A 24509-nucleotide genomic window follows, 5' to 3' on the forward strand; every position below is an offset into this window, starting at 1 on the left:
ACTTCAGATGCTTCGGACCGCCGTCGCCACGATGCTGTTCGCGTTCGCGTGCTCTGTGACACTGTATGCCGAGGCGGCCGAGGAGGCTCCGGCCCCCCGCAACGCCGGCGACAAGAAGCCCGGCGAGGGCGGCAAGGGGAAGTTCGGCGGGGGCAAGTTCGGGGGCAAGGGAAAGTTCGACCCCGAAAAGGCCAAGGAGTTCCAGGAGAAGCTCAAGAACCTCGACCCCGAGAAGCTCAAGGAACTCAAGGAGAAGTTCGGCGGCAAGTTCGGCGGCGGCAAGGGGAAGATCGACCCCGAGAAGCTCAAGGAACTCAAGGAGAAGTTCAAGAAGCAGGAGTGACCGCCGGCGCGCGTGTTCGGACCACCCCGAAAACCGGGGTGGTTCGTTCGTTTCTGGGCCGGCCCGCGTGACATCGTTCGGTCGCGGCGGTAGGCTACAAGACGTGGCGAACTCACGTCGCACGTTCGCCAAGCACCGAGGGCACCGCCGTGGAACCCGTCAGCGCCGAGGTCAAGCAGAACCGCATGACCGAGTTCATGAAGTTGCTCCCGCTCACCCTGGACCTCGCGGGCCTGGCGAAGGCCGACCCGGCCCGGCCGTTCACGCCGGACCAGATCGAGGGCCGGGCGATGAGCGTCCGCATGGCGTTCAAGGTCGCCCGGTCGCTCGTGAAGGACATCGGCGAAAACGGGGCGTGACCCGCCCGGTCCGGGTGACGCTGGTGACGTTCAGGGGACCATCGTGCAAGTTGCGCACTTCGACTGCTTCAGCGGCGTTAGCGGCGACATGGTACTGGGGGCGGTACTCGACGCGGGGGTTCCGGCCGACGCGATCCACGCCGCCCTCGGGTCGCTCGGGCTCCCGATCACCCTCGAAGTCGAGCGGGTGAAGCGGTGCGGGTTCGCCGCGACCAAGGCGAACGTCATCGCCGCCGACCAGGAGGACTACCGGTTCCTGCCGGACATCCTCGCGATCCTCGAACGCGCCGCGGTCACCCCGAAGCAGCGCGAGTTGGCCGGCCGGATATTCCAGACGATCGCCGAGGCCGAGGCGGCGGCGCACGGGATGCCGCTGGAGCGCGTCCACTTCCACGAGGTCGGCGCGCTCGACAGCATCGCGGACATCGTCGGCGCGGCCGTCGGCCTCGACCTGCTCGGCGTCGAGCGGTTCACGAGTTCGCCAGTGCCCACCGGCACCGGCACCGTGAAGGCCGCCCACGGCATCATGCCCGTGCCGACGCCCGGCACGCTCCAGCTCCTCAAGGGCGTCCCGCTCGCCCCGTCGAAGGTCGAGTTCGAGCTGACCACGCCGACCGGGGCCGCCATCCTCACGTCGGTGGTGACCGAGTACACCGCGTCGCCGGCGATGGTCGTCGAGAAGATCGGCCACGGGGCCGGGACGAAGGACTTCTTGGACCGCCCGAACATCCTGCGGCTGATGGTGGGCCACGCGGCTCCGGCCGCTCACGCTCCCGGCTCGCCCGAGTCAGATACTGTCGCCGTTCTCGAAACCAACCTCGATGACGTGCCGGCGGAGATCGTGGGGTATTGCACGGAGCGGCTGTTCGCGGCCGGGGCGCTCGACGTGTTCGTCGCACAGGTTCAGATGAAGAAGGGCCGGCCGGGGGTCCTCGTGTCGGTGATCTGCGAGCCCGCGGCGGTGCCCGAACTCGAAGCGATCTTGTTCCGCGAGACCGGCACGTTCGGCGTCCGCCGGCACACCGCGGCGCGCTCGAAGCTCCGCCGCGAGGCCGTCACGGTCGAGACGCCGTGGGGGCCGGTGAAGGCGAAGCGGGGCTGGCGCGCCGACGGCTTCGCGATCGTCACCCCCGAGTACGACGACTGCGCCCGCGTCGCCCGCGAGCAGGGCGTTGCACTTCGCGACGTGTACGCCGCCGTCACTCGCCGGGCGGGGCCAGGAGCGTGAACGGGTACGCCGGTACGTTCCGCAGCACCCAGAACGCGACAACAACGGCCAACACCCCCCAGCCCCACCGGGACGAGCGGCGAGCCCGTAGCCGGTCCGAGCCCCTGACCCACAGCACCGCCCGTCGAACGGCAAGCACGAACAGGACCGGCACCGCAAGCGTGGCGAACGGGTTGAACCCTGCTGCCCCGACCAGTCGCCCGTTCAGGACGGCGTGCGCCGCCCGCCCGGTGCCGCAGCCGGGGCAGTGGAGACCCGTTGCTTGGTAGAGCACGCACTTCGGGTACAGGCTGTCCGCCGTCGGCGGCGTGACCGCGACTAGGTACCCCGCCCCGCCGAGGGCGCACAGTCCGAGCGCCACCAGGGCCACCCGCACCCACCGGTGCGGCCGGCCGACCCGGACCCGCGGCTCAACCACGGATCCCGCCGGCCTGCTGCTGTTCGGCCATGATCTGGAGGACGGCGCTCGCGAGGCCGATCGCGAATCCGAGGATGATCGACACCCAGCACCACATTTTTGCGTTCGCGGCCGATTGCTGGGCACCCGCGTAGTCCCCGAGAGCCCACTTCGAGCTGACCTGAGACGCGTACACGATCGCCACCACGCCGCCGGGGGTGCAGCAGCAGAGGGTGGTGAACACGGCGAGCGCCATGTTGTTGGGCGGTGGGGCCGCGGGCCGCGGGTCGTACCCGTCGTCGTCCTGCGCCTCCCAGTCGCCCTGGCGGCCGCGGCCGCGGCCCCGATCGTCGTTGTGGTCGTCGTCGCGGTCCCACGGCCGAGGGTCGTCATAACGGTCGCGTGCCATTTTCCGGCTCCGGGGCGAACTCACACGATAAACGGTGTCACCGTATCGCACGCGGTGCCCGTTCGCCACCGCCAACCGGCCCGAATCCCCGAACCGGCGCCCACCGGTGCCCTACCCCTTGAACTTTCCGGGCAATTCCGTGTCCTTCCCGGTAACGGACCCCGGGGCCGCACGCGCCCCGGCTCGCCAATATTCGGGACCCAGACATGCCCTCCTCGACTGAGATTCAGTGCGTCGGTCCGACCTCGACCGAGATCCGCCAGCAGTTCGTCGACTTCTTCTGCAAGAAGTACGGGCACGCCAACGTCGCCTCGTCGCCCGTGGTGCCGCACGACGACCCGACGCTGCTGTTCGCCAACGCCGGCATGAACCAGTTCAAGCCGTACTTCCTCGGCACCGAGAAGCCGCCGGTCAAGCGGGTCGCCAACACGCAGAAGTGCATCCGGGCCGGCGGCAAGCACAACGACCTCGACGACGTCGGCAAGGACACGTACCACCACACGTTCTTCGAGATGCTCGGGAACTGGAGCTTCGGCGATTACTTCAAGAAGGACGCCATCGCCTGGGCCTGGGAACTCCTCACCGAGGTCTGGAAGCTCGACAAGACGCGGCTGCACGTCACCGTGTTCGAGGGCGACCCGGCCAACGGCATCCCCCGCGACGACGAGGCCGCGGGGTTCTGGAAGGCCGTCGGCGTCCCCGAAGCACAGATCCACCTCGGGAACAAGAAGGACAACTTCTGGGAGATGGGGAACACCGGCCCGTGCGGGCCGTGTACCGAGGTCCACATCGACCGCACGCCCGACAAGACCGGCGGCCCGCTCGTCAACGGCGGCACGGACAAGGTCATCGAGATCTGGAACCTCGTGTTCATCCAGTTCAACCGCAACGAGGACCAGAGCCTCACGCCGCTGCCGGCCCAGCACGTCGACACGGGCATGGGCTTCGAGCGCATCTGCTCGGTGCTACAGGGCAAGAGCAGCAACTACGACACGGACGTGTTCACGCCGATCTTCGAGGCCGTCCAGAAGGTCACGGGTGCCCCCGCGTACACGGGCGTGCTCGAAGACCTGAAGGACACGGCGTACCGCGTCATCGGCGACCACATCCGCACGCTCACGTTCGCGCTCACCGACGGGGCCGTGATCGGCAACCTCGGCCGCGACTACGTCCTGAAGCGCATTCTCCGCCGCGCCGAGCGCTACGGCGTGCAGGTGCTCGGCACCACCGAACCGTTCCTGTACCGGCTCGTCTCGACGGTCGTGGAGAACTTCAGCTCTGCGTTCCCGGAGTTGAAGAACAACGCCCAGCGCGTCAGCGACCTGATCTACGACGAAGAAGCCGCGTTCCTCCGCACGCTGAAGCGCGGCATCAAGCTGTTCGAGAAGATCACCACCGAGATGGCCAAGACCGGCCGCACGGTCGTCAGCGGCGACGAGGCGTTCAAGCTCCACGACACCTACGGCGTCATCATCGACATCACGCAGCAGATGGCCCAGGAGCAGGGGCTGACGGTCGACGTGGCCGGCTTCGAGAAGGCGATGGAGGTCGCCCAGAAGAAGTCCGCCGAGGGCGGAAAGAAGTTCGCGGTCACGGCCGTGAAGGGCGACCTGCCGAGGACCGACGACTCGCCGAAGTTCCAGTTCGTGCCGGTCTCCGCGAAGGTGCTCGGCTGGGTGAAGGACCACGAGGTCGCGACCAGCGGCACGGTCGCGGCCGGCGACGAGGTCGCGCTGCTCCTCGACCGCACGAACTTCTACGGCGAGCAGGGCGGGCAGGTCGGCGACACGGGCACGGTCCGCACGGCCGCGGGGGCCGACTTCGAGGTCACCGACACGCAGCGCCTCGGCGAGACGGTGCTGCACGTCGGCATCCTCCACGACGGCGAGCTGGCCGTCGGCGACACCGTCGAACTGATCCAGGGCACGATCCGCCGCCTCGACGTGATGCGGAACCACACTGCCACGCACCTGCTCAACCTGGCGCTGCGGCAGATCCTCGGGTCGCACGTCGAGCAGAAGGGCTCGCTCGTGGACGAGGCGAAGACGCGGTTCGACTTCAGCCACGACAAGCCGATCGCGCCCGAGCAGCTCCGCGAGATCGAGCGGCGCGTGAACCGGCAGGTCGTGATGGACCAGCCCGTCACGGCCGTCGAGATGCCGCTCGCGCAGGCGAAGGAACTTCCGGGGGTGCGGGCGGTGTTCGGCGAGAAGTACCCGGACCCGGTGCGGGTGGTGATGATCGGGGCCGAGTCGCCTGACAAGCTTACGCACGACGAGTCGGTCGAGTTCTGCGGCGGAACCCACATGCCGCGGACGGGTTTAATCGGGTACTTCAAGATTCTGTCGCAGGAGGGGGTGGCGAAGGGCATCCGCCGCATCACCGCCGTGACCGGCAAGCCGGCCTACGACGACGTCCAGAACCGCAGCGCCGTGTGCGACGAACTCGCGGGCACGTTCCAGTGCCACGTCGAGGAGCTGCCGAGGCGCGTCGCGGTGCTGCAGGACGAGGTGAAGAAGCTCCAGGCGCAGTTGAAGAGGGCCGAGGCGGCGCAACTCACCACGGTGATCGACACGGTCATCGCGGACGCGCCGACGGTCGGCGGGGCGAAGCTGATCGTGAGCCAGCTCCCCGCGGGGACGAGCGTCGACGCGGTCCGCACGCAGATCGACCGCATCCGCCAGAAGAACCCGTCGGCGTTCGTCGTGTTCGGCTGGACCGAAGACGAGGGCAAGGTGCCGTTGATCGCAGCGCTGACGAACGACCTCGTCAAGAAGGGCATGAAGTCCGGCGACATCGTGAAGCAGGTCGCGACGATCATCGGCGGCAGCGGCGGCGGTAAGCCGGACATGGCCCAGGCCGGCGGCAAGGACGCGAGCAAGCTCCCCGACGCGCTGAAGAAGGCCGCCGACCTCGGCCGCGAACTGCTCGCGAAGTGACCGAATGCCCGTGCGGCGCTGCGTTGGAATGCAGCGCCGCGACCGGCCGAACCCAGTACCCATCCCTCCTCACTTTGTGGCTCTCACATGCAAACACGCTGCTGCCTCGCGGCCCTCGCGCTGCTCCTCGGGGGCGGTGCGTCGTTCGCCGCCGACGCGCCCAAGGCGAAGCAACCGAACATCGTGTTCGTCTTCTCCGACGACCACGCCTACCAGGCGATCAGCGCCTACGGCAACCCGCGGAAGCTGATCGAGACGCCGAACATCGACCGCCTCGCGACCGGCGGCATGCGGTTCGACCGGTGCCTGGTGCCGAACTCGATCTGCGGGCCGAGCCGGGCCACCGTGCTGACCGGGAAGTACAGCCACGCGAACGGGTTCTTCAACAACACGAACAACAAGTTCGACGGCTCGCAGGTCACGTTCCCGAAGCTGCTCCAGAAGGCCGGCTACCAGACCGCGATCGTCGGCAAGTGGCACCTCGTCTCCGAGCCGACCGGGTTCGACTACTGGCACATCCTCCCGGGCCAGGGGGCGTACTACAACCCGCCGATGAACGACAACGGCAAGCCGGTGAAGCACGCCGGGTACGTCACCGACGTCATCACCGACCTGTCGCTCGACTGGCTCAAGGGCCGCGACAAGAACAAGCCGTTCGTGCTGATGTGCCAGCACAAGGCCCCGCACCGCGAGTGGGAGCCGGCGCTGCGGCACCTGGGCCACGACAAGGACCGCAAGTACCCGGAGCCGGAGACGCTGTTCGACGACTACGCCGGCCGCGGGGCCGCCGAGAAGGCGCAGGACATGACCATCGCCAGGACGATGACGCTGCGCGACTCGAAGCTCGTCACCCCCGGTGCCCTGACCCCCGAGCAGAAGAAGGAGTGGGACGCGTACTACGAGCCGCGGAACAAGGAGTTCCGCGAGGCGAAGCTGGAGGGCAAGGACCTCGTCCGGTGGAAGTACAACCGGTACATGCACGACTACCTGGGGTGCATCAAGGGCGTGGACGAGAGCGTCGGCAGGGTGCTCGACTACCTGGACAAGGAGGGGCTCGCGGACAACACCATCGTCGTCTACGCCTCGGACCAGGGGTTCTACCTGGGCGAGCACGGGTGGTTCGACAAGCGGTGGGTCTTCGAGGAGTCGCTGCGGACCCCGCTGCTGGTGCGGTGGCCGGGCGTCGCCAAGCCCGGCAGCGTGAACGCGAACATCGTCAGCAACGTCGACTTCGCCGAGACGTTCCTCGAGGCCGCCGGGGTGCCGGTTCCGGCCGAAATGCAGGGCCGCAGCCTCGTCCCGCTGCTGAAGGGGGCCACGCCGGCCGACTGGCGAACCAGCTTCTACTACCACTACTACGAGTACCCCGGCCCGCACGCGGTCCGCCGGCACTACGCCGTCGTCACGGACCGGTACAAGCTGATCCACTTCTACGAGACGCCCGGCGACTATTGGGAACTGTTCGACCTGAAGACCGACCCGCAGGAACTGACCAGCGTGTACGACAAGAAGGACTACGCCAAGGTCCAGAAGGAACTGGAGGAAGAACTGGTGCAGCTCCGCACCTCGCTGAAGGTCCCGGAGATCGACCCGCCCGGGGCAGCGATCGGGTTGCCCAAGAAGAAGGCGAACTGACCGAACCGGCCGGCGGAGGTGCGCTCCGCCGGCCCGCTCGCGTCACTGCCCCGTGTACTCAGTCGCGTTGCTCGTCAGGAACCCGAGCGAGAACTTGGCCTTCGCGGCCGCCCAATCCCCCGTGAACGCAGACACGTCCGCATCGACGGGCGTTCGCGTTTCGACGTGTCCGTCGAGGAACGACACGTTGCCGACGCCGGCGAAGCGGAACTGCGCTGCCGTCACGGCGGACGAGGTAATCGCCTTGTTCGTCACGTACGGCGAGCCGAAGTACCCGCCGAGCGGCTCTTCAATCACCCCGCTTTTTTTCAGCAGAACGATCTCGGCGAAGGCGATCGTCGCCGACGTCGCCTGAAAGTCGCCGAACTTCTTGCCGCTGAACGGACCGGGCTCGTTGGTGATGTGCCGGTTGTAGGCGTACCCCGCGGTCAGCCCGTTGTACACCTTGGTGATCGGGTACGACTCGAACATCGGGCAGTTGTTTACGCGCACGTTGTTTTCGTAGTACGGCGTCAGCAACCCGCCCGCCGCGTCCGTCGAGAGGACGTTGTACGGCGACATCGTGTTGGTCACGGTCGATCCGAACCAGTTGCGGCCGTTGGGCCACGTGACCGCCGAATCGGTGTGCGGGGGGAACCGACCCAGCGCCGACTCGTAGTTGTGCAGCGCCAGCGTGAGCTGCTTGAGGTTGCTCTGCCCCTTCATGCGGGCCGCGGCCATCCGCACCTTCTGCACCGCCGGCAGCAGCAGGCCGATCAGCACGGCGATGATCGCGATCACCACCAGTAACTCGATCAGCGTGAACCCGCGACGTGTGCCCCGTGCCCATGTTGAACTGAACCGAACCATCGAACTGCGCTCCTGCCCGTCGGGTCGGACGGGTGAGTCGGGGCGCGACCGAGGTACGGAACGGGGCGGCTGGCTGCGGGCGCAGCGCAATACGGGACCGGCCCGCCCGCGGCCTGGGTACGAGGCCCCGAACGACAAGCGGCTCGCGCCGCGAAAGTGACGGGCAGGTCTTCTGGCTCTCGGCTCCTGACGAGTCCGGGCGGCCTTCCCGCGGTTGCCCGCAGTGGCGTTTCGCCCGCACTCTGGCCGAACACAGCAGCGGCCCTGCGCCGGATTCTCACCGGCTTCCCTCTTCGGCCCGTGCGGTCGAACGACCCACGGGCACCCGTCGCGTGTTACAGTACGGCACGGGCTGAAGTTGGCAACCGCGGCGCGAAATGAGGCCCCATAACGCGCAACGGCCCCCGAGCACTCGGGGGCCGCCACGGGGTCCGCCGGGGGTGCGGTCACTTCTTCGGGAGCAGCTCCTCGCTCGACGCGATGGTCCCGTCGGCGGTCAGGCTGAGCGTGACCCCGCCGCCCTCCCCTTCCATCTTGATTGTGAGCGTCCCGGTCATGCGGTTCGACGGGTCGGTCCCGTCGATGCACGCCTCGCCGGTCATCTTCAACTTCATGAGGCTCCCGTCCTTGAGCTTCACCGGCGACTTCGCCCCGAGGCTCTTGAGCGCGATGGTGCCGGTGTACTCCAGCTCGCCGAGCTGCTTCCCGCCCTTCTCGAACGTCTTGAGCAGCTTGCCGGTGAGTTCGCTCTTCTCGGCGTCGATGGTCAGCCCGTCGCCGGAGATCCCCGGGAGCTTGGACACGTCCACCTTCCAGGTGTCGCCGGCCTTGACCGGCTTGCCGGGGAGCAGACGATCGATCCCCATGCCCCCGTCGCGGTCGAACTCGGCGGTCAGCTTCGCGGAGAAGATGGGGTCGAGCGGCTGCTCGGCCGTGGCCGTGTACTTCCCGTTCTTCTTCTCGATCAGGATGGCGGCGTTGAGCGGCGGCCCGTCCGCGGCCTTCCCGCCCTTGGTCAGCTCGTACTTCTCGTAGGTCCGCTTCAGCTTGAGCGGCTTCCCGACGCCGTCGTTCGCGGTGATGACCACGTCGGTGTAGACGATCGACTTGGCCTCCACGTCGTCCTTCGTGTTCGAGTTGCCGCCGGCCGTGAAGTCGATCTTCGAGGTCATCTTCTCGTTCTTGGTGACCTTGACGCGGTCGCCGGCGACGAGCTTGGCGATCTTGATCGTGACCGCGTCCTGCGCGGGTGCCGACAGGGCGGTGAGTCCGAACAGGGCGGCGGCGAGAGCGAGCGTTCGCATGTGTGTCTCCAGCGAGTGGGGGGTTGGGAACCTGTCCCTTCGGTTACTTCACCGGGGTAATCGTCACGTCCTGGGTCCCCTCGATCGTCGTCTTCACCTCGTGCCCGATCTGGTCGCGGTGGTCGATCGTGCCCTTCAGGGCGAGGGTCGACTTCCCGACACGGGCGGTGCCGTCGATCACGCCATCGAACGTGACGGTCGACGGGAGCGAGCCCCGGATCGGAGATCCATTAGGCAACTGCGTATCGAGTACCATGTCGATCTTCCACTCGATCACGCCGCACTGCTGCCCGTCCTTTTTGTACGTCCGTGTGAGCCTGCCCGATGCCGAGCTTTTCTCTTTGTGGTACTCGTACGGGAAGTTCCCAGTGATCGATTTGACTGCTTCGAGGTCAACGGCCCAGCCTTCGCCGACTTTAGCCGGTGTTCGCGGCAACATGGCCTCGAAACCCCAGCCTCCGTGGGTGAACTCCGCCTCGAACTCCCTTTGGTCGGACGGCGGAGCCGCTTGGCCCTCGATAGCAACGTCATACTCCGTGACAATTGTCTGCTTCTCCGGCACTCGCACCCCTGCCCCATTGACATACTTGTAGTTGATAACTTCGCGCTCCCGATGCTGTTTCACGGCGGTCACCGTCTTCCCCGCGTACCCGTAGTTTTTCATGCCGCCGCCCGGCTCCGACCGCTCGGCGACCCGGTAGAACCGCGACAGCTTCGCCGGCCGCGATTCGCCCGGGGGCGCGTCGACGATCGTCTCCACGTACTCGACCCGGACCTTCTCGTGCTGCGTCTGGGACGAGTTGCCCGTCACCGCGGTCATCGACCCCGAGCGGACGCGGACCACGTCGTACTTGTCGCCCGTCGCGGGCGCGCGGAACGCGATCGCGTAGGCCACGTTCGAGTCCGCACCCTCGGGCGCGGCGGCGGGGCCGCCGGGGGCGTCTTTGTCCGGCTTCGCGCACCCGAGGATCGCGGCGAGGGCGATGAGGGGGATGAAGCGCTGAATCATGGCGGGTTCCTCCGGATGGTCCGACGGGGACATGCTACCCGCCCGGTCCCCCGGCGGCACCGGCCGCGGGCCCTTGGTGCTTCCGCCCGCCGGTCATAGGTTAATCGGAGTTTGCGCCGCCCCGTCCCCGCGATAGAGCACCAATGCCGAAGCGTACCGACATCAAGAAGATCCTGTTGATTGGCTCCGGACCCATCGTGATCGGCCAGGCGTGCGAGTTCGACTACTCGGGCACGCAGGCCTGCAAGGCGCTCCGCGAAGAGGGCTACTCGGTCGTCCTGGTGAACTCCAACCCGGCGACCATCATGACCGACCCGGAGACCGCCGACCGCACGTACATCGAGCCCATCACCTGGCAGGTGGTGGAGAAGATCATCGCCCAGGAGCGGCCCGACGCGCTGCTTCCGACCCTCGGCGGGCAGACGGCCCTGAACACCGCGATGGACCTCGTCAAGCACGGGGTGCTCGCCAAGTACAACGTCGAGATGATCGGGGCCCGGGCCGACGTGATCGACAAGGCCGAGGACCGGCAGAAGTTCAAGGACGCGATGATCAAGATCGGCCTCGGGGTGCCGAAGTCGCTCGTCGTCCGGTCGCTCGCCGAGGCCTACCACGCGCTGGAGCAGGTCGGGCTCCCGTGCGTCCTGCGGCCGAGCTTCACGATGGGCGGGAGCGGCGGCGGGATCGCCTACAACCGCGAAGAGTTCATCGACATCATCACCAAGGGGATCGACCTCTCCCCGACGGGCGAGGTGCTCGTCGAGGAGTCGGTGATCGGGTGGAAGGAGTACGAGCTGGAGGTGGTCCGCGACAAGGCGGACAACGTCATCATCATCTGCTCGATCGAGAACCTCGACCCGATGGGGGTCCACACCGGCGACAGCATCACCGTCGCCCCGGCCCAGACGCTCAGCGACAAGGAGTACCAGCGGATGCGGGACGCCGCGAAGCTGATCATCCGCGAGATCGGCGTCGAGACCGGCGGCAGCAACATCCAGTTCGCGACCAACCCGGCCGACGGCCGCATGATCGTGATCGAGATGAACCCCCGGGTCAGCCGGTCGTCGGCCCTCGCGTCGAAGGCCACCGGGTTCCCGATCGCGAAGATCGCGGCCAAGCTCGCGGTCGGGTTCACGCTCGACGAGCTGCAGAACGACATCACCAGCCCCCGCGGCGGGGCCCCCGGGGCGGCCGGCGCGCCGTTCCTGAGCGCGTGCTTCGAGCCCACGATCGACTACGTGGTCACCAAGGTGCCGCGGTTCGCGTTCGAGAAGTTCCCCGAGGCGAACCCGGTCCTCACCACGCAGATGAAGTCCGTCGGCGAGACGATGGCCATCGGCCGCACGTTCAAGGAGTCGCTCCAGAAGGCGCTCCGCGGGCTCGAGGTCGGGCGGTTCGGGCTCGGGTGCGACAAGCGGGACCGGTGGGGCACCACCCGCCAGCCGCCGCACGAGGAACTCACCCACAAGCTCGCGACCCCGAACTCCGAGCGGATCTGGTACGTCCGGTACGCCTTCAAGGCCGGGATGACGGTCGAGGACATCCACGCCCGCACGAAGATCGACCCGTGGTTCCTGCGGGCGATCGAGGAACTGGTGCGGATCGAGGACGACCTCCGGGTCTGCGGGGCGATCGCGGACGTGACCCCGGCCCAACTCCTCACCGCCAAGCAGAACGGGTTCGTCGACCGCCAGATCGCGAACCTGCTCGACTGCTCGCCCACCGAGGTCCGCGACCTCCGCAAGCGGTGGGGCATCGAGGCCGTGTTCAAGAGCGTCGACACGTGCGCCGCCGAGTTCGAGGCGTACACGCCGTACTACTACAGCACCTACGAGACCCCGGTGTCCCGCGAGGGCGGCACCGCCCCGCAGCTCGACGACGAGGTCCGGCCCGCGACCGGCAAGCCGCGGATCATGATCCTCGGCGGCGGCCCGAACCGGATCGGCCAGGGGATCGAGTTCGACTACTGCTGCGTGCAGGCCGCGTTCGCGCTCCGCGGGGCGGGGTACGAGGTGATCATGGTGAACTCCAACCCGGAGACCGTGAGCACCGACTACGACACGTCCGACCACCTGTTCTTCGAGCCGCTCACGGTCGAGGACGTGCTCAACATCCACGACCGGATGAAGCCCGAGGGGACGATCGTCCAGTTCGGCGGGCAGACCCCGCTGAACCTCGCCAAGGCGCTCGAGATGAACGGGGTGGCGATCATCGGCACGAGCGTCGAGAACATCGAGGTCGCCGAGGACCGCGGCAAGTTCGCGAAGCTCATCACCGAACTCGGCATGAAGCAGCCGGCCAACGGCACCGCGGTCGAGCGGGCCGAGGCCGTGCGGGTCGCGCGGCGGATCGGGTTCCCGGTCCTGGTGCGCCCGAGCTTCGTGCTCGGCGGCCGCGACATGAAGATCGTGTACACCGAGGACGACCTCACCGCGTACATGACCCGCGTCGAGCCGGAACTGTCGCCGCAGCGGCCCGTGCTGATCGACCAGTTCCTGGAGAACGCGACCGAGGTGGACGTGGACTGCCTGAGCGACGGGCACCGCACGGTCATCGGCGGGGTCATGCAGCACATCGAGGAGGCCGGGATCCACTCGGGCGACTCGGCGTGCGTGATCCCGCCGCACTCGCTCCCCGCGGCGGTCATCGACGAGATCAAGGTCCAGGCCCGCAAGCTCGCGGTGGCGCTGAAGGTCAAGGGGCTGATGAACATTCAGTTCGCGGTCCCGGCCCCGAACCCCGACGGCACGCAGGACGTGTACATCCTGGAGGCCAACCCGCGGGCCAGCCGCACGGTGCCGTTCGTGTCGAAGGCGACCGGCGTGCCGCTCGCCCGGCTCGCCGCGCTCGTCATGGTCGGGAAGACGCTCGACGAGTTGAAGGTCGCCGACGAGGTCGTCCCCAAGCACTTCTCGATCAAGGAGAGCGTGTTCCCGTTCAACAAGTTCCCGGGGGTGGACATCATCCTCGGGCCGGAAATGAAGTCGACCGGCGAGGTCATGGGGATCGACGACTCGATGCCCATGGCGTTCGCGAAGTCGCAGATGGCCGCGAACGCCCCGCTGCCGTCGTCCGGGACGGTGTTCATCTCGGTGGCGGAACGGGACAAGAAGGCGGTGCTGCCGATCGCGCGGACGTTCGCCGAGATGGGCTTCCGGCTCATCGCGACCCGCGGCACGGCCCGGATGCTGGTTCAGAACGGGGTCGCGGTGGAAGAGGTGCCCAAGATCGCCGAGGGGCGGCCGAACCTGATCGACTTCATGAAGAACGGGCAGGTGGCGCTCATCATCAACACGCCGAGCGGCCGCGGGAGTTCGAGCGACGAGGGGAAGATCCGGGCCGAGGCCGTCACCAACCGGGTGACGTGCATCACGACCCTCTCGGCGGCCCAGGCCGCGGCCGAGGCGTGCCGGGCGCTCAAGGAGCGCGAGTTGACGGTCGTCGCGCTCCAGGACCGCTTCCCGCTTCGGGGGACGGACTGACCGACCCGGGGGGTCTCACGCGGCGGCGGGCGTGTGCGCCCGCCGGCACGCGGGCGCCGGGGCGGTGCCGACCGCCTCGAGCACCCGGCGCAGGCCCTGAACGTGCTTGCACCCGCAGGCGTGTCGGTAGTCGGCGTGGTAGACCGCGTCCGGGCAGGTGCAGTGCCAGACGAGGTCGTGTTCGGCGGTCCGCTCGATCGAGATCTGGTACTCGTCGCGGCCGCCGCGGACCTCCCACGTCGCGACGCACCCGGGCTCGGTCGGGTCCGGGTTGCGGTACAGCACGCGGAAGTGGTACGGGCTGGGAACACGCTTGCGGTCCGGTCCCGGGAGCATCGTTGTGATGAGGGTGAACGACGATTCTGGTGACGCAACCACGGTCCTCTCCTGCCGGTTCACTGGGGCGGTTTGATCAATTAATTATACGCGACACCCGTTCACTACGGATGTCCGTAGCCCCCTTCCGCCGCAACAATTTGCAGACCCCGAACGGAGCGCGTCCGATGTCCGAACCCGACCCGCCCGCCGACCCGCAGGCCCGCAAGGCCGCCCTCCGTGAACAGGCGCGGAAGAACCGCGTGGCCCAGAAGAACAAGGACGAGGTGAGCCGCGGGATCTGCGCCGCGTTCACCACCCTGCCCGCCTACGACGCGGCCCGGACCGTGATGTGGTACGTCGACGCCGGGAGCGAGGTCCGCACGCGGCACGCGCTCCCCGCGGCGCTCGCCCACGGCAAGCGGGTGGTCGTGCCGTGGTGCGTCGTGGAGTCGAACACGCTGGAGCTGTTCCTGCTCGAAGACATGAGCGAGTTGGTCGAGGGGGCGTACAAGATCCTCGAACCCAAGCCCGAGCTTCGGACGCTCGCGGCGAAGATCGTCCGGCCCGAGGACCTCGACCTGGTGATGGTGCCGGGCACCGCGTTCGACCCGCGGGGCGCGCGCATGGGCCAGGGCAAGGGGTACTACGACCGGCTCCTGTCCGCGGCGCGCCCTGACGTGCCGCTCGTCGGCATGGCGTTCGACTGCCAGGTGTTCGACGAGATCCCGGTCGCCCCGCATGACGTGTTCATGGACCTCGTCCTGACCGAGTCGCGGACGATCACCGGGCAGGGGCGGGCGTCGGGAACCCGTCCGCCCGGATAAACAAACAGGCGTGGCGGCTCGGCCCACTCCGGCGCAACCTACGCTACGGCAAGGGACATTAATCCAACGTTAAATCTTCCGGACGGGTAAATGGTTCCGGAATGATTCCGGACGAGGGTGTGTACCTTGTCCGGAACCATCCACAACGACACGAGGACTGTTCACTTCTTGAGCGCGAGCTTCTGCACGTCCTTCCAGATGTCGCCGTAGGCCTCTTTATCGAACGGCGGGCACCCGGTCGGGAACTGCCCCATCGGGTGGTCCTTCGCCCGCATGATCGCGGTGCAGTAGCTGAACGTCCGGCACACCCGCTTGCGGTCGAGCTTGCCGTGGTCGAGCAGCTGGCGGACCCAGTCCGGTTGCGACAGCGTGGCGCGGCCGACGCCGGCGATGGCGACGCGGCCGTCGCGCACGTTCGCCGCGGCCGCCTGCGGCAGGAACTCTTGCAGGTAGCTGTACCCGGTCCCGACGACCGCGAGCCCCGGGTTGGCCCGTTGCACGGTCTCGGCCGCCCGGAAGTGGCGGTCCACGCCGAGGAGCGGGTGCTCGGGCGACTCGTACCCGTCGGGCGGCGGGTACTCGGCCGGCCGGCCGAAGTGCGGCTGCGCGTAGGGGTTCCCCATCGTCAGGTTCACGAGCGCCACCCCGAGCTTCAGCATGTCGGCGACCCATCGGAGCGGCTCCGTGAGGTCCGGGGTGAACGGGTCGGTCTCGGACATGCCCCAGCCGTTCACCAGCGGGAGGGTGTGCGGGACCGGCTCGCCGGGCGGGTTGAACGGAATGCTGTCGAACGCGTTCATCCGGGTCGCGAGGATGACGTTCGCGGGCACCGCGGCCCGCACCGCCTGGAACACCTCGCGGGCCAGACGCGTGCGGTTCTCGAAGCTGCCGCCGTAGGGGCCGGGGCGGTTCCGCGCGCCCAGGAGTTCGTTGAGCAGGTACCGGTGGCACTGCTTGACGTCGAGGAAGTCGAACCCGACCTCGACGGCCAGCTTCGCCGTGACGACGTAGGCGTCGACGAGCCGCTTCAGCTCGTCGTCGGTGACGAGCGGCGTGTCGGCGGTGACCTTGTACCGGCCGACGAGGAGCGGGTCGTGGGTCGCGATGACCGGCTTGCGGTAGCTGTACCGGCCCGAGTGCGTGAGTTGCAGGCCGAACAGCAGGTCGGAGTCGTCGCCGTTGGCGGCGCGGTGGGCGGCACGGCAGTCGGCGACCATGCGGGCGAAGTCGGCCTTCGTCGCCTCGTTCAGCACGATCTGCCGCGGGTTGGCACGGCCGCCTTCGACCACGGCGCACGCCTCGCCCCAGATCATCTTCGCGCCCCCAGCCCCGAACCGGACGTACCGGCGGTGGGTCAACTCGCCCGGCCGCCCGTCGAGTTCGCCGTCGCACCCCTCCATCGGGTGAATGCACCACCGGTTCCCGAGGGTCCGCCTGGCGACCGCGAGCGGTTGGAACAGCGGCGCGAGGTCGTCGGTGAACCGCAGGTCGATCCCGAGGCGGGCGTTTTCGGCTTCGAGGTCGGCAACGGACTTGTACTTGAAGAAGTTCGCCATTCGGCACTAAACCCAAAGAGGAGACGGAGGTGAGAGCACGGGTCCCGCGTCACGGCCGGCTGAGGTGCGCCTCAACCCGCCCACAGCTTGCGGTCGAGGGTGCGGTAGCCGATCGCCTCGGCGACGTGGTCCTGCGTGATCGTGTCGCTGGCCGCGAGGTCGGCGACCGTGCGGGCGACGCGCAGGATGCGGTCGTGCGCCCGGGCCGAGAGGCCCAGCGCCTCCATCGCCTCCTTGAGCGTGGCCTGGCCCTCGGCGTCGAGCTTGCAGTGGGTGCGTATCTGCCGCGAGGTCATCCGGCCGTTGAGCCGCCCGGCCCCCTTCCCGAACCGCCGCTCCTGAACCTCCCGCGCCCGGTACACCTGCTCGCGCATCGCCCCGCTGCTGGTGCCGTCCCCGGGCTTCGACAGGTCCTCGAACGGCACCGGGGGGACTTCGATGTGCAGGTCGATCCGGTCGAGGAGCGGCCCGGAGATGCGGCCCATGTACTTCTCGACCGCGATCGGGGCGCACTTGCACGGGTGCTTCGGGTCACCGAGGAACCCGCACGGGCACGGGTTCATCGCCGCGACCAGCACGAAGTCGGCGGGGAACGTCGTCGAGTGCGCCGCCCGGCTGATGGTCACACGCCCCTCTTCGAGCGGCTGGCGGAGCGATTCCAGGCTGCGGCGGTTGAACTCGGGGAGTTCGTCGAGGAACAGCACGCCGTGGTGCGCGAGCGAAATCTCGCCGGGCTGCGGCGTGCTCCCGCCGCCGACCATCCCCGCCTCGCTGATCGTGTGGTGCGGGCTGCGGAACGGCCGGGTGGTCAGGAGCGATTCGCCCGCGGGGAGCTTCCCGACCGCCGAGTAGACCCGCGTCGTCGATAGGCTCTCGTCGGGCGTGAGCGGCGGGAGGATCGTCGGCAGCCGCCGGGCGAGCATCGTCTTCCCGCTCCCCGGCGAGCCGAGCATGATGTAGCTGTGGACATTTTCTTCTGTACAGTACGCCACGGCGTCGATACCTTCTGGAGACGAGACTGATCCAGAGGATACGCCGATGGCCCATCGAGAGCAACCGGGAGACCCGGCGACTCCGACCGCGTACAGCTACGTCCGGTTCAGCAGCCCGACGCAGGCCGAGGGGGATTCGATCCGCCGCCAGACCGAGTTGCGCGACGCGTGGTTGCGGAAGTCGAACGCGGTTCTCGACACCTCGCTGACGCTCCGGGACGAGGGGGTGAGCGCGTACAGCGGAGCCCACCGTGAGAACGCCGACCGCACCGCGCTGGCCGCCTTCCTCGAACTCGTTCGCCGCGGCCGCATCCCCCGCGGGTCGTACCTGATCGTTGAGAGCCTGGACAGACTCACCCGCGAACACATCCGCCCCGCCCTCACGCTGTTCCTGAACTTGATCGAGCAGGGTATCCGCGTCGTGCAACTGCTCCCCGTGGAGACGGTGTACGACGACAAGGTAGAGCCCATGTCGCTCATGATGGCCATCATGGAGTTGTCCCGCGGCCACAGCGAATCCCGAATGAAGTCCGAGCGCCTCGGCCGGGTGTGGTCCGAGAAGAAGAAGTCAGCGGCGACCGCCGGCGCGCCGATCACCCGGGCCGTGCCCGCCTGGGTCCGGGTCCGCGGGAACTCGTTCGTGCTGGTCCCCGAGAAGGCCGCCGCGGTGCGCCGCATCTTCGAGTTGGCGACCGCCGGCTACGGGTTGGGGGCGATCACCAAGAAGTTGAACGGCGAGAAGGTGCCGGCCATCGGACGTGCGCCGAAGTGGGCGCGGTCCTACGTCGCGAAGATACTCGGCAACCGCTCGACGTTCGGTGAGTACCAGCCGCACAAGGGACACGCCAGCGCGACCCGGAAGCCGGACGGGCCGCCGGTCTCGGGCTACTTCCCGAGCGTCGTCGCCGAGGATGTGTTCCTCGCGGCGCAGACCGCGCTGACGAGCCGCCGGAACAAGGGCGGCCGCCCGCTGCCGCAGGTCGCGATCTTCACCGGCCTGTTGCGCGACGCCCGGGACGGCGGCACGTTCCACGTCACGAACAAGGGCGAGAAGTCGGCGGGCCGCGCGCTCGCGCCGGCCAACGCGATCCACGGCGTCCCCGGAGCGGTCTACGTCGCCTTCCCGCTCGACGTGTTCGAGGAAGCCATCCTCTCACAACTCCGGGAGATCGACCCGCGGGACGTGTTGCCCCAGCACGATGCGGCAACGGACCGGGCGTCTGTACTCAGCGGCAGACTCGCCGAACTCGACAACCTGATAGCGCTGTGGACCGCCAAGATGGACGACCCCAGCATCGTTGATACCGTCGCCGCGAAGCTCGGGCAGTTGAACACCGAACGGCGGAAGTTGCTCGCCGACCTGGCCGACGCCCAGCGTGAAGCCGCGTCGCCGCTCGGGGCCGCGTGGGGCGAGGCGAAGGTATTGGCCGAAGCGCTCCGTGATGCCCCCGACCAGATCGACGCCCGAACCCGTCTCCGCGCCGCCGTGCGCCGGATCACGGAAGAGGTGCGCTGCCTATTCATCGACGCCGGCCCGGCCCGCGTCGCCGTGGTGCAGTTGTGGTTCACCGGGGGCGCGCAGCGTTCATACTTGATCGAGTACCACCGGGGCCACGGGAACGCCTCAGCGGCTCGACCGGCTACGTCAGCAGTCCGGTCCTTCGCCGAGGCCGGGCTCTCATGCGGCGACCTACGCAAACCGGACGAGGCCGCGCTACTCGAACGGCTCATCCTGAAGCACGCCAGCACGGCAACCGCCGAGACGACCGCCCCAGTCGCATCGGAGGAGTCGAAGCAGATCGACCGGCCGCGCACCCGGAAGCCCTCGGCCGGCACGTCCAAACGCTCTGGCACGGACAAGAAGCGCCGGGTATAGTCCCGCGTCGGGCCGCCGGGATTGATCCCCCGGTGAAGGCCCGCCGACACGCTTGGGGGTCTCGCGTCCCCTGACCTGCCGGCGGGCCGGCCCGGCATCTCTCACGCGAGGCCTACCAGATGCCACGGCTGTTCCACGTCTGTTTCAACGATGTGATCGCGCCCCTTGCCGTCGAGGCAGATGAGCTAGTCGCCGAGTGGGAGACGGACCCACCGCAGGACTTTCGGGGTTGGGGCCGATATTTGCGGAATGAGCTTTACGCTCTCGTGTTCCCCGGTAGTCCACCGGACGCACAGTTTCTACTTCGGCGGCTACAGGGCGAAGAAGGCTATCCTGCCGGTGATGCACTGCTCTACCCATGTGATGCCGAGGTGGTGCTGAGAAAGGCGGGCATCAGCACCGAGGAACCTCTTGAGGCCATAGAGCGGCGGCTGGTCAGCGGAGTGGAGCCGTTGGCACAGGGCGACGCGGACGCGGCACCGCCCGAACGCGCCCCCGACTTCGAATGGATCAAGTGCCACCTCGGGAAGTTCCAGTTCTCGAGAAAGCAAAGGCCCGTCGTGAGGTTATTGTGGGAAGATTGGGAGCGGGACGGATGTGGAGTCGGAATCGATAGCATACGCAAGGCCAGGGGCGATGCGGTGAAATGCCTGCGGGATGTCTTCAAAAACCACCGGGCCGAGAAGACACTCATCACCAGCGCCGGATGGGGGTTGTATCGATTGAACTTGCCTCGCAGGGTCTCCCAGGTTGGAGTTCCACGCCAGTTCCACACTTCCACACCAGTTCCACAAATTAGGGTCTGACTAACCGCCGGTCATGTTCGATGCTTCTGGTGCAAGGCACACGGAGGATCGAACATGCCCGAGGTTCTCAATTTGTTCGACCAGGCCGAACGGTTAGGGGTTAACCCGGACTGGCTTCGGCAACTGGCCCGCGATGGCCGGGTACCATACTTACCCGCCGGAAGCCGCTTGCTGTTCAACCCGGCCGCCGTGACGGCGGCTCTCGCTCAACTCGCTACCGAACTCCAGCCCCCCAAACCGAAGCGCTCGCGGAGGGTCGCCCATGTCGGCGCGTAAACCCGCGCGCCCACTCGGGCGCGAAGACCACCGGCGGCGCGTCGCCGCCGTCGAGGACGAGCTTAACAGACTGCTGAAGGGGATCGCCACCGATCCGGAATCCGGCCCGTGGCGACCGTGGGCAGAGCGACTGCTCGCCGAGCCGCCGCCCGAGCGACCAGCGCCGAAGGTTTGACGAAACGAAGCTGCCCGGCGGGCATCAACCGCCGGGCAGCAGGTATCTCGCGCGTCGCGCCCCAACTAAGGACACCAAGACTATGCCAGACGAATCCGCTGAGCGCAAGCCCGACGCGGCAACTCGCGCCGAGGCAAGCCGGATGCTACGTGCCTATCTCGAAACGTTCCGCCCCACCAGGCCGAAGACGGTGCCGAGTAAGACGGCACCGGCCGCCTTGCAGCCCGTTGCGACACCGCCCGTCGCGTCGCTCACCGTCGCCGTTGCGGTCTTCAAGCGGCTCCTCGCCGCCGCGACCCGCGCCAACCGCGAAACGGTCGCCAAGATCGAGGAGGGCTCGAATGAGTTGCATTGAGCCCGCCGACTCCCAAGCCCGACCACAGTTTTTCGGATGCAGCTTCATCAGGCTGCTCGTGAAGAAGACCGTAGCAAACGACCTCGGCCCCCAGGCCTTCACGCTGCTCAGCGTGATCGTCATGACCGAGGACGCCCGCGGCTACTCCGGCTCCGTGGGCTTTTACAACCCTCAGCTAATGCCCCTCATCGGAGCCACGTCGGAAGACACCCTCGACCGCGTCCGCAAGAAGTGCGTCGAGGCCGGTTGGCTCCACTACGTCCCCGGCGGCCGGCGCTCTGGGCCGGGTCGATACCGCGTCACGATCCCCGCCCAGCACGCCGGCACGGACGACGCGCCGACCGACGAAAGCTCTAGCGCTGGCACTTTGTTCCGCACTGGTGCGGAGCAAAACACGGAACAAACCGCGGAGCAAACCGCGAGCAAACCGCGGAACCTTCTTCCTATTCCTTCCCCTAACCCTTCTGCCGCGGACTCGACGTCCGCGACCGTCGCGATTGAACCGACACCGACGACCCCGAAGAAGAAGTCCCCGGCCCCGCAGCGGGAGAAGAAGCCCCGGCCGCGTGACTTGCTGTTCGACGCGCTCGCCGAGGCCACCGGAACCGACCCCGACGGTCAAGCATCGCGCATCGGGATGGTAGCTGCCGCGCTCAGAAAGTTCTCGCCACCGGTCACGCCGGACGAAGTGCGGACGCTCGCGAAGCGATGGCGGAATCTGCTCCCGTGGGCCAAGCCGGAATCCCATCCGCGGCTCACGCTCACGATCATCCAGAACCACATTCACACCCTTCGCGCCGACGGGCGAGCGCCGCCCGGGGACGCGCCGCAGGTCAAGCGCGCCGCCGACAACCCAATGCTCACGGACGACATTCTCACCCGCACGTTCTAACCCAGAGGGCCGACCGTGGTTGCCATGCCCGAGGCGATGCAGGACGCCAGAACGGACCAGGAGCGGGCCGCCGACGTCGAGCGGCAGCTACTCGGCTGCTGCCTGTGGAGCGACGCCAACGGCGGGAACGGACTCGACCACGCGGCCGAGATGCTCACGCCCGCCGACTTCGGCACCTACGCGCACGCCGTCGTGTTCGAGACGTTCCTTGAGCTTCGCGCCGTGAACGCGCCGGTCACCGCGGCCAGCGTCGCCGAACGCCTCCGCGCCTCCGGCAAGATGAGCGAGTTGGGGCCGAACCCGGCCCTGTGGCTCGCCGACACGCTGACCGCGGAGACGAGCGACACGAACGCCGCGTACTACACCGGTCGCGTCAAGGAAGCGGCCGAGCGGCGGCAGTTGCGGCATGTCGCGGTAGAGATCGCCGGCATCGCGCGGGACGCGGAACGACCCGTCGCCGACTCGCGCGCGGAGTGCGAACAATTGCTGTTCAACCTGTCCGACCGACCCGGGGCCAGCGGGCCGCGCTGGTCGAAGGATCTGGTTCGGGAGGCGCAAGAGCGGATCGACTCGCGAGGGGACGGTGAACCGGCCGGGATACTGACCGGGTTCGAGGACATCGACCGGATCACGGGCGGGCTGAAGCCGGGTCAGATGATCGTGATCGGCGCCCGGCCGGCGGTCGGCAAAAGCGCCCTCGCCACTGCGATCGCGGCGAACGCGGCAGAAGCCGGTCACCCGGTCCTGTTCGCGAGTCTCGAAATGTCTTCGGCGGAAGTGATGGAACGTGTCCTCGCGTCGCGAGCCCGCATTCCACTTCGCGCGATCCAGGACGCCAAGCTGACGCCGGACCAGTCCCAGAAGGTGAGCAAAGCCGGGGCCGAGTTCGCGGCCATGCCGTTCGGCCTGTGCGACACACCGAACCTGACCGCCGCCCGGTTCGCGTCGATGGTCCGGCGGGCCGTGCGGCAGCGAGGCGTGAAGCTCGCCGTGATCGACTACTTGCAGCTGATGCAGCCCGAGAACCGGAAGGAGCCGAGGCACTTGCAGGTAGGCGAACTGTCCCGCAACCTCAAGCTCCTCGCACGCGCCTGCAACATCCCCGTGATCGTGCTGGCTCAACTGAACAGGGCGTCCGAGAACCGGGCCGACACCCGACCGCAACTCTCCGACCTTCGCGAAAGCGGGAACATCGAGGCCGACGCGGACACGGTCATGCTGCTGCACACCACGCCCAACCAGGACGCGGACGCACTGCGTTGGAACGTGGAGGTGTTGATCCGCAAGAACCGGGGCGGGCCGCCCGGTGAAGTGACGCTGCACTACGTCCGGCCGATTGTGAAGTTCGAGAACGCGAGGTACGCATGAACGGGGTACTGAACGGGTCGGCTGTCGATGCGCTGCTGTACGTCCCACCTCCCCGCACCATTCGCGCGCTGCCGGCCGAACGGCAGGTCAAGAAGGAGAAGCAGCAGGCCGAGGACAAGAGCGCGGCAGACGCGAGCTAATCGCAATTGGGACGGGGTTGGGGTTGTAGCGACGAGCGGCAGAGCGAGAGCCGAGGAGCCCGTCCAAAATCGGCGGGTCCTTCGACCGGGGTACACCCCCTCAAGCACCACACTCGGAACAGTCGGGCTGTGAAGTATTGTTATGTTGTGACAAAGTTATACCGGAGAATTGCTGTGAAACTCGAACTGAAACTGCACCGGGCCATGCTCCGCAAGCTCGCGGAACTTCGCGCCGTGAACCTACTTGAGTTGCCGTTCGGCCCCGGCCCGGCGGTCAATATCCGCATCGCGGTTAAGGACGCGAGGGAGAGTGTGATTCGTCTCGACCTGGACGAGCTACTCGGGCGCACGCCGTCCCCGGCCGAGCGCCGCGCCGCCCACCGCGCGATCGACAACCTGGAGGCCGCCGGGCTGGTGCGCCGCATCGGGGAGGCCCGCGCCCGGCACCTGTGGGTGAACGAGCCGGAGCCCGAACCGGTCGCCGACCAGCACCCGGCCGAGCAGCAAACCACCACGTCGGCCTGACACCTCATCGGCCCACCCTCTCCCGGACCTGGTGTCACTAACCGGTCACGCGCGACGCATTCTCTTCGCGCATGGGTCACATCACGTCTGCGGCCGTTCACCTGAACAGATCGCCACATCCGCCGCCCGTCGCGCTTGCGCCGGGTGCCCCCATGTCGGATCATTCCGTTGTGCTACCGGTAGCACGCGGAGGGCTCGGCTATGAGGTGCGCTACCTGCGAAGCGAGGACGGGAACGGCCACCCGGCTTGAAGTCACCCACGTCGTTCAGATCACCGCCGCCGCGACCCAACGCCGTCTCCGGTGCCCGGCCTGTGGCGCTCGCATCGTGACCGTCGAGCAGCCGGTGCGGGTCGTCGCCCAGCCCCTGGCCGCGACCGCCTACCCCTCGGTGCGAACGTGAGCCGCCCGCGCCCGATCCCCGAACACGTCGAGCAGTTCCTGACCGCGGCC

At 67.8% G+C, this 24509-nt stretch carries 22 protein-coding genes, 1 pseudogene and 1 riboswitch; of the genes and pseudogenes, 15 read left to right on the plus strand and 8 right to left on the minus strand.

What is annotated here, in order from left to right; translation table 11 throughout:
- Nucleotides 1-7: 7 nt before the first annotated feature.
- The 3 genes from ACTIGN_RS25020 to larC all read left to right on the plus strand — a co-directional run bounded on the left by ACTIGN_RS25020 (nucleotide 8) and on the right by larC (nucleotide 1930).
- On the plus strand, nucleotides 8-343 hold the full coding sequence (locus ACTIGN_RS25020; protein ID WP_439628980.1) for a hypothetical protein: 336 nt from the start codon (nucleotides 8-10) through the stop codon (nucleotides 341-343).
- Between the two features lie 149 nt (nucleotides 344-492).
- Nucleotides 493-702 (plus strand): hypothetical protein, encoded by a 210-nt coding sequence (locus tag ACTIGN_RS25025; protein ID WP_144957422.1) that lies wholly within the window; start codon nucleotides 493-495, stop codon nucleotides 700-702.
- A gap of 43 nt (nucleotides 703-745) precedes the next feature.
- Complete coding sequence (gene larC, locus ACTIGN_RS25030) at nucleotides 746-1930, plus strand: nickel pincer cofactor biosynthesis protein LarC (RefSeq protein WP_439628982.1); 1185 nt, start codon at nucleotides 746-748, stop codon at nucleotides 1928-1930.
- Here larC and ACTIGN_RS25035 read toward each other — a convergent pair.
- Entirely contained in the window at nucleotides 1902-2348 is a 447-nt protein-coding gene (locus tag ACTIGN_RS25035; RefSeq protein WP_439628984.1) for a DUF2752 domain-containing protein, read from the minus strand. The genes larC and ACTIGN_RS25035 overlap by 29 nt on opposite strands.
- Entirely contained in the window at nucleotides 2341-2736 is a 396-nt protein-coding gene (locus tag ACTIGN_RS25040; protein ID WP_439628986.1) for a CD225/dispanin family protein, read from the minus strand. The genes ACTIGN_RS25035 and ACTIGN_RS25040 overlap by 8 nt, the downstream gene beginning before the upstream one ends.
- A 206-nt stretch (nucleotides 2737-2942) precedes the next feature.
- Between ACTIGN_RS25040 and alaS the strand changes: the two genes are divergently transcribed.
- Nucleotides 2943-5675: an alanine--tRNA ligase gene (gene alaS, locus ACTIGN_RS25045; protein WP_439628988.1), complete on the plus strand. Its 2733-nt coding sequence runs from the start codon at nucleotides 2943-2945 to the stop codon at nucleotides 5673-5675.
- A gap of 87 nt (nucleotides 5676-5762) precedes the next feature.
- A complete protein-coding gene (locus tag ACTIGN_RS25050; RefSeq protein WP_439628990.1) occupies nucleotides 5763-7310 on the plus strand; it encodes a sulfatase family protein in 1548 nt (515 codons plus the stop codon).
- A 42-nt stretch (nucleotides 7311-7352) separates the two neighbouring features.
- On the opposite strand, the gene ACTIGN_RS25055 is transcribed toward ACTIGN_RS25050, so the two are convergent.
- From ACTIGN_RS25055 to ACTIGN_RS25065, 3 genes are all read right to left on the minus strand, one after another.
- The gene (locus tag ACTIGN_RS25055) at nucleotides 7353-8159 is read right to left on the minus strand and encodes a DUF1559 family PulG-like putative transporter (protein WP_439628992.1); all 807 of its coding nucleotides are present in this window, start codon (nucleotides 8157-8159) and stop codon (nucleotides 7353-7355) included.
- A gap of 145 nt (nucleotides 8160-8304) precedes the next feature.
- A riboswitch (cobalamin riboswitch) is annotated at nucleotides 8305-8503 on the minus strand.
- 102 nt (nucleotides 8504-8605) lie between these two features.
- Nucleotides 8606-9463 (minus strand): hypothetical protein, encoded by an 858-nt coding sequence (locus ACTIGN_RS25060; protein WP_439628994.1) that lies wholly within the window; start codon nucleotides 9461-9463, stop codon nucleotides 8606-8608.
- Nucleotides 9464-9506: 43 nt separating this feature from the next.
- On the minus strand, nucleotides 9507-10472 hold the full coding sequence (locus ACTIGN_RS25065; protein WP_439628996.1) for a hypothetical protein: 966 nt from the start codon (nucleotides 10470-10472) through the stop codon (nucleotides 9507-9509).
- A gap of 143 nt (nucleotides 10473-10615) precedes the next feature.
- Between ACTIGN_RS25065 and carB the strand changes: the two genes are divergently transcribed.
- Entirely contained in the window at nucleotides 10616-13954 is a 3339-nt protein-coding gene (gene carB, locus ACTIGN_RS25070; RefSeq protein WP_439628998.1) for a carbamoyl-phosphate synthase large subunit, read from the plus strand.
- Between the two features lie 15 nt (nucleotides 13955-13969).
- On the opposite strand, the gene ACTIGN_RS25075 is transcribed toward carB, so the two are convergent.
- A complete protein-coding gene (locus ACTIGN_RS25075) occupies nucleotides 13970-14332 on the minus strand; it encodes a hypothetical protein (protein ID WP_439629000.1) in 363 nt (120 codons plus the stop codon).
- 125 nt (nucleotides 14333-14457) lie between these two features.
- On the opposite strand from ACTIGN_RS25075, the gene ACTIGN_RS25080 reads away from it, so the two are divergent.
- Nucleotides 14458-15096, plus strand: a complete 639-nt coding sequence (locus ACTIGN_RS25080; protein ID WP_439629002.1) for a 5-formyltetrahydrofolate cyclo-ligase — start codon at nucleotides 14458-14460, stop codon at nucleotides 15094-15096.
- A 161-nt stretch (nucleotides 15097-15257) separates the two neighbouring features.
- Here ACTIGN_RS25080 and ACTIGN_RS25085 read toward each other — a convergent pair whose 3' ends face one another.
- Complete coding sequence (locus ACTIGN_RS25085; RefSeq protein WP_439629004.1) at nucleotides 15258-16652, minus strand: NADH:flavin oxidoreductase; 1395 nt, start codon at nucleotides 16650-16652, stop codon at nucleotides 15258-15260.
- A gap of 71 nt (nucleotides 16653-16723) precedes the next feature.
- A pseudogene (locus ACTIGN_RS25090) lies at nucleotides 16724-17617 on the minus strand (YifB family Mg chelatase-like AAA ATPase); the annotation flags it as partial.
- Between the two features lie 73 nt (nucleotides 17618-17690).
- Here ACTIGN_RS25090 and ACTIGN_RS25095 point away from each other — a divergent pair.
- The 8 genes from ACTIGN_RS25095 (at nucleotide 17691) to ACTIGN_RS25130 (ending at nucleotide 24057) form a co-directional block, all read left to right on the plus strand.
- On the plus strand, nucleotides 17691-19520 hold the full coding sequence (locus ACTIGN_RS25095; RefSeq protein WP_439629006.1) for a recombinase family protein: 1830 nt from the start codon (nucleotides 17691-17693) through the stop codon (nucleotides 19518-19520).
- Between the two features lie 119 nt (nucleotides 19521-19639).
- Nucleotides 19640-20326 carry a hypothetical protein gene (locus tag ACTIGN_RS25100; RefSeq protein ID WP_439629008.1) on the plus strand — a complete coding sequence of 229 codons (687 nt, stop codon included), beginning with the start codon at nucleotides 19640-19642 and terminating at the stop codon, nucleotides 20324-20326.
- 54 nt (nucleotides 20327-20380) lie between these two features.
- Nucleotides 20381-20602 (plus strand): hypothetical protein, encoded by a 222-nt coding sequence (locus ACTIGN_RS25105; RefSeq protein WP_439629010.1) that lies wholly within the window; start codon nucleotides 20381-20383, stop codon nucleotides 20600-20602.
- Nucleotides 20603-20859: 257 nt separating this feature from the next.
- Nucleotides 20860-21132, plus strand: coding sequence for a hypothetical protein (locus ACTIGN_RS25110; RefSeq protein ID WP_439629012.1), 273 nt, complete (start codon nucleotides 20860-20862; stop codon nucleotides 21130-21132).
- Nucleotides 21119-22024: a hypothetical protein gene (locus tag ACTIGN_RS25115; protein ID WP_439629014.1), complete on the plus strand. Its 906-nt coding sequence runs from the start codon at nucleotides 21119-21121 to the stop codon at nucleotides 22022-22024. The genes ACTIGN_RS25110 and ACTIGN_RS25115 overlap by 14 nt, the downstream gene beginning before the upstream one ends.
- A 24-nt stretch (nucleotides 22025-22048) precedes the next feature.
- The gene (locus ACTIGN_RS25120) at nucleotides 22049-23392 is read left to right on the plus strand and encodes a replicative DNA helicase (RefSeq protein ID WP_439629016.1); all 1344 of its coding nucleotides are present in this window, start codon (nucleotides 22049-22051) and stop codon (nucleotides 23390-23392) included.
- Entirely contained in the window at nucleotides 23389-23532 is a 144-nt protein-coding gene (locus ACTIGN_RS25125; RefSeq protein WP_439629018.1) for a hypothetical protein, read from the plus strand. The genes ACTIGN_RS25120 and ACTIGN_RS25125 overlap by 4 nt, the downstream gene beginning before the upstream one ends.
- 174 nt (nucleotides 23533-23706) lie before the next feature.
- Nucleotides 23707-24057 (plus strand): hypothetical protein, encoded by a 351-nt coding sequence (locus ACTIGN_RS25130; protein WP_439629020.1) that lies wholly within the window; start codon nucleotides 23707-23709, stop codon nucleotides 24055-24057.
- The last annotated feature ends 452 nt before the right edge of the window (nucleotides 24058-24509 follow it).

The sequence above is a fragment of the Gemmata sp. genome (assembly GCF_051859125.1).
In the GTDB taxonomy this organism is placed as follows: Bacteria; Planctomycetota; Planctomycetia; order Gemmatales; family Gemmataceae; genus Gemmata.

Excerpts from the sequence above, each read along its gene's own strand:
- ACTIGN_RS25020 (WP_439628980.1), top strand. The coding sequence starts at position 8 with ATGCTTCGGACCGCCGTCGCCACGATGCTGTTCGCGTTCGCGTGCTCT.
- ACTIGN_RS25040 (WP_439628986.1), bottom strand. The coding sequence starts at position 2,736 with ATGGCACGCGACCGTTATGACGACCCTCGGCCGTGGGACCGCGACGAC.
- alaS (WP_439628988.1), top strand. The coding sequence starts at position 2,943 with ATGCCCTCCTCGACTGAGATTCAGTGCGTCGGTCCGACCTCGACCGAG.
- ACTIGN_RS25050 (WP_439628990.1), top strand. The coding sequence starts at position 5,763 with ATGCAAACACGCTGCTGCCTCGCGGCCCTCGCGCTGCTCCTCGGGGGC.
- ACTIGN_RS25055 (WP_439628992.1), bottom strand. The coding sequence starts at position 8,159 with ATGGTTCGGTTCAGTTCAACATGGGCACGGGGCACACGTCGCGGGTTC.
- ACTIGN_RS25060 (WP_439628994.1), bottom strand. The coding sequence starts at position 9,463 with ATGCGAACGCTCGCTCTCGCCGCCGCCCTGTTCGGACTCACCGCCCTG.
- ACTIGN_RS25065 (WP_439628996.1), bottom strand. The coding sequence starts at position 10,472 with ATGATTCAGCGCTTCATCCCCCTCATCGCCCTCGCCGCGATCCTCGGG.
- carB (WP_439628998.1), top strand. The coding sequence starts at position 10,616 with ATGCCGAAGCGTACCGACATCAAGAAGATCCTGTTGATTGGCTCCGGA.
- ACTIGN_RS25080 (WP_439629002.1), top strand. The coding sequence starts at position 14,458 with ATGTCCGAACCCGACCCGCCCGCCGACCCGCAGGCCCGCAAGGCCGCC.
- ACTIGN_RS25085 (WP_439629004.1), bottom strand. The coding sequence starts at position 16,652 with ATGGCGAACTTCTTCAAGTACAAGTCCGTTGCCGACCTCGAAGCCGAA.
- ACTIGN_RS25095 (WP_439629006.1), top strand. The coding sequence starts at position 17,691 with ATGGCCCATCGAGAGCAACCGGGAGACCCGGCGACTCCGACCGCGTAC.
- ACTIGN_RS25100 (WP_439629008.1), top strand. The coding sequence starts at position 19,640 with ATGCCACGGCTGTTCCACGTCTGTTTCAACGATGTGATCGCGCCCCTT.
- ACTIGN_RS25105 (WP_439629010.1), top strand. The coding sequence starts at position 20,381 with ATGCCCGAGGTTCTCAATTTGTTCGACCAGGCCGAACGGTTAGGGGTT.
- ACTIGN_RS25110 (WP_439629012.1), top strand. The coding sequence starts at position 20,860 with ATGCCAGACGAATCCGCTGAGCGCAAGCCCGACGCGGCAACTCGCGCC.
- ACTIGN_RS25115 (WP_439629014.1), top strand. The coding sequence starts at position 21,119 with ATGAGTTGCATTGAGCCCGCCGACTCCCAAGCCCGACCACAGTTTTTC.
- ACTIGN_RS25120 (WP_439629016.1), top strand. The coding sequence starts at position 22,049 with ATGCCCGAGGCGATGCAGGACGCCAGAACGGACCAGGAGCGGGCCGCC.
- ACTIGN_RS25125 (WP_439629018.1), top strand. The coding sequence starts at position 23,389 with ATGAACGGGGTACTGAACGGGTCGGCTGTCGATGCGCTGCTGTACGTC.